Genomic DNA, 12,945 nt, shown 5'->3' with positions numbered 1-12,945 from the left:
GCCCCAGTCCGGCCAGGTTGACGAGATAAGCTGTCATGCCGGCACCCCTTTCGGCTGAAAACCGCGCAATCGGTTGGCATTGCTGACCACGGTAAAGGACGACAGCGCCATCGCCGCGCCGGCCAGCATCGGGTCGAGCAGCAGTCCGGTCGCGGGATACAGGACGCCTGCCGCAAGCGGTATGCCCAAGGTATTGTAAAGGAAAGCGCCGAACAAATTCTGCCGGATATTGGTGACGGTGGCGCGGGAAATAGCGATGGCGTCGGCGATGCCGCGCAGCGAACCGCCGACCAGCGTGATGCCGGCGCTTTCGATGGCGACGTCAGTGCCGGTCCCCATCGCGAAACCGACCTCGGCCTTGGCCAGGGCCGGCGCGTCGTTGATGCCGTCGCCGACCATGCCCACGATCTCGCCCCGCGCTTGCAAGTCGGCGATGAGATCCGCCTTGGCGGTGGGCGGCACCTCGGCAAAAACGGTGTCGATGCCGGCTTCGGCGGCGATGGCGCGGGCGGTCGCGCGGTGATCGCCGGTCAGCAGGATCACGCGCAGCTTTAAATCCCGCAGGCGGCGAATGGCTTCGACCGAATCGGGCTTGAGCGGGTCGGCCACGGCGATGAGGCCGGCCGGCCAGCCGTCGATCGCCACGAAGACCGGCGTTTGGCCGGCGGCGGCCAGTCGCTCGGCTTGATCCGCCAGAGGCGCGGCATCGATTTGGGCGGCCTCCAGCAAGCGCCGGTTGCCGACCCGCAGCGAGCGGTCGGCCGCGCGACCGCTCGCGCCCTGGCCGGCAATCGCCTCGAACGCGGCCGGCGCGGGGACGGACAGGCCGCGTTCCTGGGCGGCCTTCACGATCGCCTGCCCTAGCGGGTGTTCGGAACCCGTCTCCAGACCGGCCGCCAGTCGTAGCAGTTCGGTTTCATCGAAACCCGGCAGGGCGATCAGCCGGGTGACCGTCGGCCGGCCGGTGGTGACCGTGCCGGTTTTATCGAGCACCACCGCGGTCAGTTGGCCGGCGCGTTGCAGCGCCTCGCCATCGCGAATCAGGATACCGTGTTCGGCGGCCTTGCCGACGCCGACCATGATGGAAATCGGCGTCGCCAGTCCCAGCGCGCAGGGGCAGGCGATGATCAGCACCGTCAAGGTCGTCACCAACATGAAGCCGCCGCGCGGCTCGGGACCGACGTTGAACCAGGCCAGCGCGGTCAGGACGGCGACGATCAGCACCGCCGGCACGAACACGGCGGCCACCCGGTCGGCCAGCCGGCCCAGCGGCGGTTTGCTGTTCTGGGCCTGCCGGACGCTGGCGATAATGTGCGCCAGCACCGTCTCCTCGCCGACCCGGATCGCTCGAAAGATGAAGCTGCCGGATTCGTTCAGAGTGCCGCCGGTGACCGCATCGCCTTCGCGTTTGACCACCGGCAAGGCTTCGCCGGTGAGCATCGCTTCATTCACGCTGGATTGCCCGCTGGTGACGATGCCGTCCACGGGAATTTTCTCGCCCGGTCGCACCCGGATCAGGGCGCCGCTGGCGAGCGTATCGATAGGGACATCCCGCTCCTGCTGGCCTTCGATCAGCCGGGCGGTTTTCGGGCGCAGGCCCAGCAGGCGCTGGATCGCGGCCGAGGCCTTGCCGCGCGCCCGGCTTTCCAGCGCGGAGCCGAGGTTGATCAAAGCGATGATGGTGACCGCCGCCTCGAAATAAGCGTGTCGGGCCAGAGTGGGTACGCTGTCGGGAAACAGCGCGACCAACATGGAGTAAAACCACGCCGAACCGGTGCCCAGCGCGATCAAGGTATCCATGTTGGCGTTATGATGGCGAAATTGCCGCCAGGCGCCGCTGAAAAAATGGCCGCCGGCGTACAGCAGCACGCCCAAAGTCGCCACGCCGGCCGCGATCCAGAAGAGCTGTCCGCCCGGCGTCGCCAGACTCGGCGCTGCGCCGGTCATTTCACCGAGCATCAGCAGCGCGGCGAGCGCGCCCGCGACCAGCGCGTTGCGGATCAGCCGCCGGTAACGGGTCCGCTCGGCTCGGTCGCGCTCGCTTTCATCGCTGGCATCGCGCAGTTCGCTAGCTTCGTAACCGGCCTCGCGCACCGCCGCGAGCAGCGTCGCAACTCGCGGCGCGCCAGTGACCTGGGCGGTGCGTTCGACCAGATTCACGTGGGCCTCGGTCACGCCCGAAACAGCGCGTAACGCGGTTTCCACGGCGGCGACACAACCGGCGCAACTCATGCCGGCGATGGCGAGACGGAGCGGCTTGTCGGAGGGTGCGGTTGGCATGATGCGGATTCTCCGGGAGGTGAAGGCCGGGCGTTCCCAGGTGGTAGGCCCAGAGATGGGTTTGCAGGTCGGTCCAGGTGAGCGAAGATAGGCATGATTTAAGACCGGGCCGAACCGAGTTTCGTTCGCTGTGGTCCGGCCCACGAACCGCCGCACCGTTGGAAGCCATGACCCCCATCTCAAGCAACCATATCTTAGTAGTCGATGACGATCCGGCCATGCTGCGGATCATCACGGCGATGCTGCGACAATGGCGCTATGAAACCAGCGTCGCCCGCGATGGCTTGGAAGCCTGGGACATTGTACGGCAAGGCCACGTCCGGTTAGTCATCAGCGACTGGATGATGCCCGGCTTGAGCGGTCCCGACTTGTGTCGGCGCATCCGTTCCACCGCCTTCGACAATTATATCTATCTGATCCTGCTGAGCGGTCGCAACGACCGCACTTCGCTGGTGCAAGGCATGGATGCGGGAGCTGACGATTTTATCGTCAAACCGGTCCATCCCGAGGAGTTGAGGGTGCGGGTTCGCGCCGGCGAACGCATCTTGAGGCTGGAGGAGGAGCTGGACGAGCGCAACCGACGGCTCAATCAGATCAACCACACGCTGTCCGAAGCCTATTCGACCATCCGCCACGACTTGGAATCCGCCGCCGGCATGCAAAAAGCCTTGCTGCCGGCGCCGTTGCGGCTGCCGGGCATCACGGTGGAATGGTTGTTCCATCCCTGCTCGTTCGTGGCGGGCGACATCTTCGATTACTTCACGCTGGACGGACGCCGCTTGAGTTTTTATCAGTTGGATGTCGTCGGCCACGGCGTTCCGGCCGCGCTGCTGTCGTTCACCTTGAACCGCTTGCTGTCGCAGGGGGCTGAGGAAAAGCGCTTGCGCCGGCAAGAGGCCATCCAGGATGACGAGTTGGTCCCGCAACTGCTGGTGAGCGAGCTGAACCGGCGCTTTCAGTCGGGTATCGACCCCTTGCAGTATTTCACCATGATTTACGGCACCCTGGATTTGGACTCCGGGCGGGTGAACCTGACGCAGGCGGGCCATCCGAAACCGCTGGTGCTGCACCGCGCTACCCGCCGGGTCGAACTGGTGGGCGGCGGCGGTTTTCCGGTCGGCATGTTTGCGGATGTCGGATACGAAACCATTTGCTTCGAGCTTGCGCCAGGAGATCGTCTAGTTTTATATTCAGATGGTATTAGCGAGTGCGCTAATGCGGTCGGCGAACAGTTTTCCGAAGCACGCTTGAGCGTGTTGTTGGAACAGACCTGCGATTGGCCAGTCGCCGCGGTTACCGAGCGGGTCGGTCAAGCATTGCTAGAGTGGAATGGCGACGACAACCTTCAGGATGACATCACTTTGCTGGTTTTGGAGCGCGAGCATGGCCGTGACCCGGACGATCAGCCTGGCTATTGAGAGCCGCCCTGAATGTATCGAATTGTTGAGTAGCGCGGTGAACGGGTTGTGTCGCCTGACCGCGTTGCCGGCGGCCGATATCGCCCAGATCGAGCTGGCCGTGGTGGAAGCGGTCAACAACGCGGTCGAACATGCCTATCACGGCGAACCCGGCCACGCGGTGATGGTGGAGTTCCGGCTGGCGCCGGACTGTTTCACCTTGCTGGTGCGCGATCGCGGCGATCCGATGGAACCCGGCAAGCTGGTGGCTCCGGCGGCGAAATTCAATGAAGTCGATCCGGAAGCGTGGCCCCTGCGCGGCCGGGGTTTGGCCATCATCAAGTCTTGCATGGATTCGGTCGAGTATCACGTCTGTGATGGGGAAAATACTCTGACCATGAACCGGCTGCTGCGCGATACGGGGTCGAAGCCTGCTTGAAAGAGCTTTCGCGCGCGGGTCACCGCAGGGGCTTGCTCTATCGTAACTCAGGGAAAGGCGCTATTTTACTTGAAAATTCTTCTAGGATATCCGCTATGGTTGTGACGCATCGCACGGTCGATGGTATTGATGTTATCGCCTTGGCGGGCCGGCTGGTCATGGCCGATGTGCCGCAGGTTCGCCAGCGTTTGCTCGAAACGGTCGAGCGCGGAGGCGGTAAGCTGATTTTGGATCTGGCCGAAGTGGGTTTCATGGATTCCAGCGGGCTTTCGGTCCTGGTCTCCACCTTCAAGGCGGCCCGCCTCAAGAACGGTGAAGTGGTTTTGTTGCATCCGAGTCCGACCGTGCGCTCCTTGATCGAACTGACCCGCTTGCAGCAAATTTTTTCGATCTTCGACGACGAGAATATGGCCCTGAGCCGGCTCCGTTAGCAAAGCGGTGGCGCGGACCATCGCCGGCGGCGCGCGGGTGCCTGGATTTGCGCGCCGGCCCGGACGGAGGGCGCTCCAAACGCGGTCTCGCAGGTGCGAGTTCCGTTTGGAGCGCTTGTTTTTTCCGCCTGCAAAAACTGTTAATCTGAAAAGAAAACCAGGAGGGTTTATGCCTGTCCGACACGTTCTTATCGTAGATGATTCAAAATCCGCGCGTTTGATGTTGCGCAAGATGTTGCAAGGATTTGGCTTGACCGTCGATACGGTCGATTCCGCTGAAGAGGCGCTGAGCTATCTGCGCAGCCAGCGCCCCGATGCGATTTTCATGGATCACACCATGCCCGGCCTGGATGGGGTGGCCGCCGTCCGGCAGATCAAGCGCGAACCCGGAACCGCGGCGATTCCGGTGACGATGTACACCTCCAAGGACGATCATGCCTATCAGGAAGAAGCCCGGGCGGCCGGCGCCATCGGCGTCCTGGTCAAACCGGCGACGCCGGATGCGTTGGGCATCGTGCTGAAGCAGATGAACGAGCGGTTCGACGCGGCGGCGGCGTTGGCCGTTCCGATGTTTCCGCCGGCTGCTTCGCCCGCCGCGCCGGCCGGCGAGCCGGTGCCGACCGAACAGATCGAAAAGATCGCTCTCGAAAAAGCCGAACTGGTGGTCTACGACGCCATTGAATCCCAGGTACTGCCGCTGATCAACGATGTCATCGCCAAGCTGCGGCGGGATTTGGAAGCTTCTCAAGAGCAGATCGGCGCCCGGATCGCGGCTCGGGAGTGCGAGGCGCAACTTGCCAAATGGCAGCCGCCCACGTCCGATAGCGATATTCACGCCGCGGTTGCGGACGCGGTCCGGTCTCAACTACCGCCGCTGTTACAGGAGCGTTTCGAAGCGTTGCAGCGCGAAGGACGAGTCTTTTTGGAGCGTCAGGCCAAGGAGATAACGACCCAGGTCTGCGAGGGCCAACTACAAGAACTGTCCGAACGGGTGGTGCAGCAGCTCAACGCGAAGGTGACCGAGGCCACCCAACAAGTGAAGGAGTCGGTGCACGGCGCTCTCATGCAAACCTCCCGAGAAGTGGCCCAGCAAGTTGTCGCCGAAAACGAAAGCGCCAACACGGCGGGTAGCCTGGTGGCGGAACATATCTTCAAACAGCTTTTAAGCGAGGCCAAACAGGCCACGCAGCGGCGGATTTATCAAGCCGCGGCTTGGGCGGCGGCGATCGGCGTCGGCGCGGCGGTGCTGGCCTACGGATTGCGGTGAAGGATCGAACGCGGTCCATGCCAGGTGGTCCCCAGGATAAAAGTCAAACAGGCGGATGATGTATCATGACGGATATCATGTCTCTGGTCGTTGGAGCGATCATCGGCTTGGCGGCCGGTGGCGCCATCATCTTGCTGTTGCCGTATCGGGCCTTGCAAAGCGATCAAGCCCGGATTCAGAACGAACTGGCGGAAGAGCAAGCCAAGAATAACGAACTGCAAAATACGCTGCTCAACCAACAGTCGACCGCCTATCAGGCTCGCCAAGTCCTGCTGTTGCAACAGAAGCGTCTTGAAGAAGAACTGACCCGCACCGCCGAGCTACACGGCAGCCTGGACCAACAACACGCCGAACTGAAGGCCCGTTACGAGCGGGACCGACAGAGCCATCTTTTGGAAGCGACGCGATTGCGCGATGCGACGACCCGCGTCGAACAGGAAAAAGCGGCCCTGCAAAAGCAGTTTGCCCAAGAGCGGGTCGAATGGGACCGGCAACTGCAAAGTCTGTTGCTGCAAAACACCCATATCGAAGACCAGTTACAGAGCTTGCAGCGGGATAAGACGCTGGTGAGCGCTCGCTTGGAGCAACAGCAGGAGATGTGGGAAGGCGAGCGTTTGGAGTTGCAGGTTCAACTCAATACCTTGGAAGATAGCTTGGCGCTCTACAAAGCGCGCGCCCAACAGCAGTTACCCCCCGACGCCGCCCAGTGGGCCGAGCAGTTGCGAGCGGAAGCCTCCGCCGAATTGGAACAGCGGCGGGCGGCCTGGGAAACGGAGCGCAAATCCTTGCGCGAACAACTGGAGCGCTTGCAGGCCGAGCGGCGGACGGCGCTCGGCTCGGGCGCTCAGGCGGCGCCATCTGGAAACTGGGAGCAGGAAAAACAGAATCTGCTCCAGCAGTTGGATCACGCCCATCGGTTGCGGCGGGATCTTGAGGAGAAGATGGCGGCGCGAGATCGCCAGGCAGAGCAGGAACGAAGTGCGTTGGAAGCGGAAATCGAGCAGTTGATGGAGCGGTTTTTACGGATGCATGAGGGACGTGACGCCTGAAGGCGTCGTGCCGCGAGCTTGAGCCGCTCGTCCTGTCGGAGCGAGCGGCGCGGATCCGCCCGTCGAACACCCCGCTTTTTGATGGCCCGTTTTCTGCCGGACCGACAGGCGTCGGAAACGGTGACGACCGACTTGTCGCTCGACCGTCGCGCCTTCCGCGACAGCCTTTCTGGATAGGAAAAACATGCACGTACTGGTGGTTGGCGGAGCGGGTTACATCGGTTCCCACATGGTCAAAATGCTGGATCAGCGCGGTTGCCAGGTGACGGTGCTGGACGATCTGTCAGCCGGCTATCGCGATGCGGTCGTGGGCGGGCGGTTCGTGCTGGGCGATCTGGGCGATGAAGCCGTGCTGGACGCGTTATTCAAAGCCGACCGTTTTGATGGAGTAATGCATTTCGCCTCTTACATTCAGGTCGGCGAATCGGTGCGCGAGCCGGCCAAGTACTATCGCAACAACACTTTCAAGACGCAGGTTCTGTTGGACGCCATGCGCTCCCATCAGGTCAAGCACTTTATCTTTTCGTCGACCGCCGCGATATTCGGCGAGCCGGTACGCACGCCCATCGATGAGGAGCATCCGAAAAATCCCATCAATCCCTACGGACGCGGCAAATGGATGGTCGAACAGATGCTGGAGGACTACGCTCTGGCCTACGGGTTAAAAGCGGTCAAACTGCGCTATTTCAATGCGGCCGGGGCCGATCCCGCAGGCCAGTTGGGCGAACGCCACGACCCGGAAACCCACCTGATTCCCCTGGTGCTGCAGGCCGCTGGCGGACGCCGGCCAAACATTACGGTGTTCGGCGACGATTACGACACCCCGGATGGCACCTGCATTCGCGATTACATCCATGTGACCGATCTGTGCGAAGCGCATTGGCTGGCGTTGCGACGGTTGTGGGAGGGCGGGGCGAGCGCGGCTTACAATTTAGGCAACGGCAACGGGTTTTCGGTGCGGGAAGTGATCGACACCGCCCGCAAGGTGAGCGGGCGGGATTTTACCGTCGTGTACGGCGAGCGCCGGCCGGGCGATCCAGCGCGGTTGGTGGCCGACTCTCAGCGGGCGCGAACCGAACTGGGCTGGGAGCCGCGTTATGCGGAGCTGGCGACCATCGTCGAGCACGCCTGGCGTTGGGAAACGCGACAGCGCTAGGCTGGGCCTGCCGCGGCCATTCGCTCCAGCGCCGCCCGCAACTCACCTTCCAAAAGAGCCGATTTTTCGGTGCGCGTGTCGACGATGACGAAGACGACATCGGCATCGGCCACTACCGTGGCGCTGCCCTTGAGAGTGACGAGTTGGCGCATGACGCAACTGCGGTTGCCGATGGATTTTACCGAGGTGGTGATGTCCAGGGTTTCGCCCATATAGGCGGCGCGACGGTAGTTGATGTTGATGTTGACCAGGGCGAAGGTGTAACCGCGTTCCTGAAGGAAATCGAGACTGCCCTGACTTTCCAGGAAGCTCCAGCGCGCTTCTTCCAGAAATTCCAGATAGCGAGCGTTATTGACGTGGCGGTATAAATCAAGATGATAACCGCGCACCTTGATTTCGATGCGGTGGGACATGCGGGCGCTCCCTTAAAGCGAAGGTGGTGGGCGGTTGCGCGGGGCCTGTTGGCGCCGGCGACTCGATCGGCCAAAGGTTTATTGTAAAGAACCCTCGGCCCAAGCACATGCGCGTTTTGGTTGCGCGGAGGTTGGCCGAGGCTGGGGTGTGGTAATGGTGGCTGAGCGAACGTCCGAAAGGACGATGATGGAGCCGAATGACCGACGGATTGCGAGCGAATCCTGGCGCTGGCCGGCCGCAACGCCTTCCGGGAGCTGGGATGGCGGCGACGTACAGGTCTGGCGGGCGAGTTTGCGACAGCCCACCGAGCGGTTGGCCGAGTTATCCGCGCATCTTTCGGCGGATGAATTGGAACGGGCGGCGCGGTTTCGCTTCCCGGAGCACAGCGACCGCTTCATCGCCGGACGGGGGCTGTTGCGGGAGTTGTTGGCCGCCTACCTCGACCGGCCGGCGGCGGCGCTGCGCTTCAGGCAGGGCAGGTACGGCAAGCCCGTCCTGGCGGGCGCGGAGGCGGGGGCCGGTTTGTGTTTCAACCTGTCGCACAGCGAGGAGGGCGTGCTGTATGCGGTCGCCCGCCGCGCGGTGGGCGCGGATTTGGAATGTCACGGCCGGTCCGTCCGCTACGAGGCCATCATCGACCGAATTTGCACCTCGGGCGAGCTGGCGTGCTTTCAGGCTCAGCCGGCCGAGCGGCGACGGGAGGCGTTTTTCACCTGTTGGACCCGCAAGGAGGCGATTGCCAAGGCTTTGGGGGGCGGGTTGGCCAGCGGGTTGCGCACGCTGGAGGTTTGTTTTCAAAAAGACGGGCAACCGGAGGGGCGGCTGCGCCTTCGCGATGCCGAGGGTCAGGAATGGAGTGTGTTGAGTCTGCCGTTGGAGCCTGGTTGGAGCGGGGCGTTGGCAGGGGCCGGCGTGGATTGGTGCTGGCAAGGATGGCGCTTGCCGAATGCCGGCGATGGGACGAACTAGAATTTGCGCGGTTGCGGCGCTCGGGGGAGATGAGGTGAAGGGGGATTCGCCGTCAGGTGCGGCGCCGGTCAGGTTGTTCGATCTGGCGCTGGCACTGTTGTTGCTCGGCGCGCTGGCGCCCTGGTGGCTGGCGCGCGCGTTGCTTGGCCTGACCCAGACCGGCCGTCTGGTCGAACGCCGCCGGCTGTTGGGCCGCGACCGGCGACCTTTCGAGCGGCTGGCTTTCGCGGGAACGGCGGTCGGACGGGGAGGAGCGGTGCTGCTCAATATCTTGCGCGGCGATATGGCCTTCGCCGGCCCGCGCCCCTTGACGCTCGAAGAAGCGGCGGCGGTGCCAGTCGAGGCGGAACGGCGTTTCGCGGTGCGGCCGGGCCTGTTTTCTCCCTATCGGCTCCAGCGCTTGACCGGCATCGCGCACGACCCTGAAAGCGAGCTGGATCGGGCCTTTGCCGAACGTGCGTCCCTGCGCGGCAGCCTGGGTTTGATCGTGCGTTCTCTGCTGGCCCTGCTGTTGGGCGGCGGCGACCGGCCGACCCCGCCCTCGCTCGATTTTTTCGGTGTTCCCATCGTCAACACCACCATGGATGAAGCCCTCGATTGGATCGTCGCGCGCGCCGCCGCGCTCCCGCTGACCGGGGCAGCGGACCCGTGGGAAAAGCCTCGGAATGGGTCCCTGTTGGCTTTCGTCAACCCCGATTGCCTCAACATCGCTTATCGAAACGAACGGTACCGGGCCGTGCTGCAAAGCGCGGCTCGGGTGTTGCCGGACGGCATCGGCCTGAAAATCGGCTGCCGGATGCTCGGTGTGGGTTTGGCCGCCAACGTCAACGGCACCGATCTGTTCCCGCGCTTGTGCGAGCGTGCCGCTCGCGAAGGTCTGCGCCTGTTTTTGCTGGGCGCGCGGCCGGGGGTGGCCGAACAGGTCGCCGCCAACATGCGGCAACGCTATCCGGCGCTGGTCGTTGCCGGAGTCCAGCACGGCTATTTCGATTCGAGCGAGCAGGACGCCATCATCGAGCGGATCAATGACTCCAGGGCGCATCTCGTGTTGGTGGCGTTCGGCGTGCCCCGCCAGGAACTGTGGCTGGCGGAGCACCACCAGCGCTTGCGGCCGCCGGTGCGGCTGGGGGTAGGTGGGCTGTTCGATTTCTATTCCGGCCGGATTCCCCGCGCCCCGTTGTGGCTGCGCGAAATCGGCCTGGAATGGGTCTGGCGGCTCGCTCAGGAGCCGGGGCGGATGTGGCGGCGCTACCTGCTCGGCAATCCGTTATTTCTCTACCGCGTGTGGCGGCAGGCCCGCCGGGAAGCGAAGCGATGAGCGAACAATCCGACCGTTGGTTCGAACCCGATCCGACGCTGCGCGAGGCATTGTTGAACCGATACGGCCAAGTGCGGCCCGACGGTTTCGGGCGGCAGTTGCGCTTTCAGATCAAACGCTCGACCTGGAAAGCGGTGATCGGCAGCACCTACGTCTTCAAGCGGCTGCTGGATATCGTGGTGTCCCTGGAACTGCTGCTTTTGTTGGCGCCGCTGTTCCTGGTGGTGGCGGTGCTGATCAAGTTGGAATCGCCAGGACCGATCTTCTTCCGGCAAATCCGGGTCGGGCGCTGGGGCAAGCTGTTTTCCATGTGGAAGTTCCGGTCGATGTATGTCGACGCCGAGGCCCGTAAGGCGGAACTGCTGGCCCGCAACGAGTCGGCCGGCGGCGTGCTGTTCAAGATGAAACGCGATCCGCGCATCACCCGCGTCGGCCGCTTCATCCGCCGCGCTTCCATCGACGAACTGCCGCAGTTCTGGAACGTGCTGGTGGGCGACATGTCGCTGGTGGGGCCGCGTCCGGCGCTGCCGAGCGAAGTGGACAAATACTCGCTGGCCGACCGCCGGCGGCTGGAAGTCATTCCGGGCATCACCTGCATTTGGCAAGTTTCGGGACGCTCGGATATTCCGTTCCCGGAGCAGGTCAAGCTCGACGTGCGCTATATCGAGTCGTCCTCGCTGCGACAAGACATTCAAATTCTGCTCAAGACCGTGCCGGCGGTACTGTTGGGGCGGGGGGCCTATTAGCTCGTGCAGGTATTGATTTTGGCCGACCGGCTGGGCCGGGAGTTGCAGCCGCTGACCGACCGATCCTGTGTGGCCTTGTTGCCGGTGGTCGGTAAAGCGGTCTTGGAGCATGTGCTGGAAAGGCTGGCCGCCGCTGGTTTGCGGCAGGCGCTGGTCGCTATTTCACCGCAGGCCGAGGAAGTGCGGGCGGCGTTCGGCGATGGCAGCCGCTGGGGAATGCGACTGGATTATATCCTGACCCGAGGCGAGGCCGATCCCGACGAGGTGTTGGATTTGAGTCAGCCCCGCTTGGCTGGCGCGGTGCTGGCGTTGCGGGGAGATATGCTTTACGGCCTCAGTCTGACCCAATTCCTGCAAGCCGCCCGCGAAACGGCCGGTCCGGTCGTCTATGGCAAAACCCTGGAGCAGCCGATCAGCCTTTGTCTGCATCAAGGAGGTGGTCGAGGCGGTTTGGAGTGGTTGCGCTGGAACGGCGCGCCGGAGGCCGCCGCGCCGGTGTGGCCGGTGGTGGAACTGCCGGGCACAGTGAATGGTCTGGATTCGTTGAGGGCGTATCACCGGGCCAATCTCGACGCGGCCGCCGGGCGCATTCCGGAGTTGATCGTGCCGGGCCGGCAGGTTGCCCTCGGCTTGACCGTGGGCTTGCGCTCCCAGCTCTCGCCGCGCAGCCTGCGGGAGGGGATCGCGTGGGTCGGTCGCGGTTGCCGGATCGACCCCAGCGCCGAATTCCACGGCGAGGTGGTGGTCGGCAATCGGGCGATCGTGGACCGGCTCGCCATTCTGCGGGACAGCGTGGTGCTGCCGGATACCTATATCGGCGAACTGGTGGAGGTGCGTAACGCCATCGTGCAGGGCAACCGGCTGATCCGGGTGGACATCGACGCGGTGCTGTCGGTGGCCGAGACGTTTTTGCTGGCCGATTTGGGTGAGACCACCTTGAGCCGTTTCATCGCCGAGCCGGTAAACCGGTTGTGCGGCCTGCTGCTGCTGGCCGCATCACTGCCGTTGTGGCCGCTGGCGTTGCTCGCCGCGCTGGCCGAGAATCACCGTCAGCCGTTGCGCGCGGTGCGGCTGCGGGGCAACCGCCTGGAATTCGATGAGTTCGGCGTGCGCCGGCGGCGGGAATTCAGCGCTTGGGAATGGGCGACCTCGATCCCGGTGTTGCGGTTTCTGCCGCGCTTGTTGGCGGTCGCGAGCGGCGATCTGCGGGTCGTGGGTACGGACGCGCTGACCCCCGACCAGGCGGCCGAACGCCTGGAGGAGTGGGAGCGGCTGGGCGATCAGGCGCCGGCGGGATTGATCGGGCCGACCCAGTTGCTGTTGCCGCCGTCCGCCCCGCGCGAAGAACGGCTGATGAGCGACGCTTTCTACGCCCGCCAGCGCAGCGCCGGCCGGGATTTGTACTATGTTGCACGGGGCCTGGGAGCGCTGCTCACGCCGCGCGCCTGGTGGCCGGTTTAGGCGTGAGATCCGGAGGTC

The 12,945-nt window shown here is 63.8% G+C and carries 12 protein-coding genes; 10 read left to right on the top strand and 2 right to left on the bottom strand.

Annotated elements, in window-relative coordinates; translation table 11 throughout:
• Positions 1–33 precede the first annotated feature (33 nt).
• Complete coding sequence (locus IPK09_08105; GenBank protein ID MBK7983579.1) at positions 34–2,280, bottom strand: copper-translocating P-type ATPase; 2,247 nt, start codon at positions 2,278–2,280, stop codon at positions 34–36.
• Positions 2,281–2,447: 167 nt separating this feature from the next.
• Between IPK09_08105 and IPK09_08100 the strand changes: the two genes are divergently transcribed.
• From IPK09_08100 to galE, 6 genes are all read left to right on the top strand, one after another.
• Positions 2,448–3,698 (top strand): SpoIIE family protein phosphatase, encoded by a 1,251-nt coding sequence (locus tag IPK09_08100; GenBank protein ID MBK7983578.1) that lies wholly within the window; start codon positions 2,448–2,450, stop codon positions 3,696–3,698.
• A complete protein-coding gene (locus IPK09_08095) occupies positions 3,664–4,116 on the top strand; it encodes an ATP-binding protein (GenBank protein ID MBK7983577.1) in 453 nt (150 codons plus the stop codon). The genes IPK09_08100 and IPK09_08095 overlap by 35 nt, the downstream gene beginning before the upstream one ends.
• A 95-nt stretch (positions 4,117–4,211) precedes the next feature.
• Complete coding sequence (locus tag IPK09_08090; protein ID MBK7983576.1) at positions 4,212–4,547, top strand: STAS domain-containing protein; 336 nt, start codon at positions 4,212–4,214, stop codon at positions 4,545–4,547.
• Positions 4,548–4,716: 169 nt separating this feature from the next.
• Positions 4,717–5,814: a response regulator gene (locus tag IPK09_08085; protein ID MBK7983575.1), complete on the top strand. Its 1,098-nt coding sequence runs from the start codon at positions 4,717–4,719 to the stop codon at positions 5,812–5,814.
• A 65-nt stretch (positions 5,815–5,879) separates the two neighbouring features.
• Positions 5,880–6,863: a hypothetical protein gene (locus tag IPK09_08080; GenBank protein ID MBK7983574.1), complete on the top strand. Its 984-nt coding sequence runs from the start codon at positions 5,880–5,882 to the stop codon at positions 6,861–6,863.
• 184 nt (positions 6,864–7,047) lie between these two features.
• The gene (gene galE / locus IPK09_08075; GenBank protein MBK7983573.1) at positions 7,048–8,019 is read left to right on the top strand and encodes a UDP-glucose 4-epimerase GalE; all 972 of its coding nucleotides are present in this window, start codon (positions 7,048–7,050) and stop codon (positions 8,017–8,019) included.
• Here the strand turns inward: galE and IPK09_08070 are convergent.
• The gene (locus tag IPK09_08070) at positions 8,016–8,432 is read right to left on the bottom strand and encodes an acyl-CoA thioesterase (protein ID MBK7983572.1); all 417 of its coding nucleotides are present in this window, start codon (positions 8,430–8,432) and stop codon (positions 8,016–8,018) included. The two genes, galE and IPK09_08070, sit on opposite strands and share 4 nt — an antisense overlap.
• Positions 8,433–8,616: 184 nt before the next feature.
• Between IPK09_08070 and IPK09_08065 the strand changes: the two genes are divergently transcribed.
• The 4 genes from IPK09_08065 to IPK09_08050 are packed head-to-tail and all read left to right on the top strand — an operon-like array spanning position 8,617 to position 12,927.
• A complete protein-coding gene (locus IPK09_08065; protein ID MBK7983571.1) occupies positions 8,617–9,402 on the top strand; it encodes a 4'-phosphopantetheinyl transferase superfamily protein in 786 nt (261 codons plus the stop codon).
• Positions 9,380–10,720: a WecB/TagA/CpsF family glycosyltransferase gene (locus IPK09_08060; GenBank protein ID MBK7983570.1), complete on the top strand. Its 1,341-nt coding sequence runs from the start codon at positions 9,380–9,382 to the stop codon at positions 10,718–10,720. The genes IPK09_08065 and IPK09_08060 overlap by 23 nt, the downstream gene beginning before the upstream one ends.
• The gene (locus tag IPK09_08055) at positions 10,717–11,466 is read left to right on the top strand and encodes an exopolysaccharide biosynthesis polyprenyl glycosylphosphotransferase (GenBank protein MBK7983569.1); all 750 of its coding nucleotides are present in this window, start codon (positions 10,717–10,719) and stop codon (positions 11,464–11,466) included. The genes IPK09_08060 and IPK09_08055 overlap by 4 nt, the downstream gene beginning before the upstream one ends.
• A 3-nt stretch (positions 11,467–11,469) precedes the next feature.
• Entirely contained in the window at positions 11,470–12,927 is a 1,458-nt protein-coding gene (locus tag IPK09_08050; GenBank protein MBK7983568.1) for an NDP-sugar synthase, read from the top strand.
• Positions 12,928–12,945: the final 18 nt, after the last annotated feature.

Source organism: Candidatus Competibacteraceae bacterium, from assembly GCA_016713505.1.
Lineage (GTDB): Bacteria > Pseudomonadota > Gammaproteobacteria > Competibacterales > Competibacteraceae > Competibacter_A.
The sequence above is the reverse complement of the archived record's forward strand: the minus strand, read 5'-3'. Positions and strand labels throughout refer to the sequence as shown.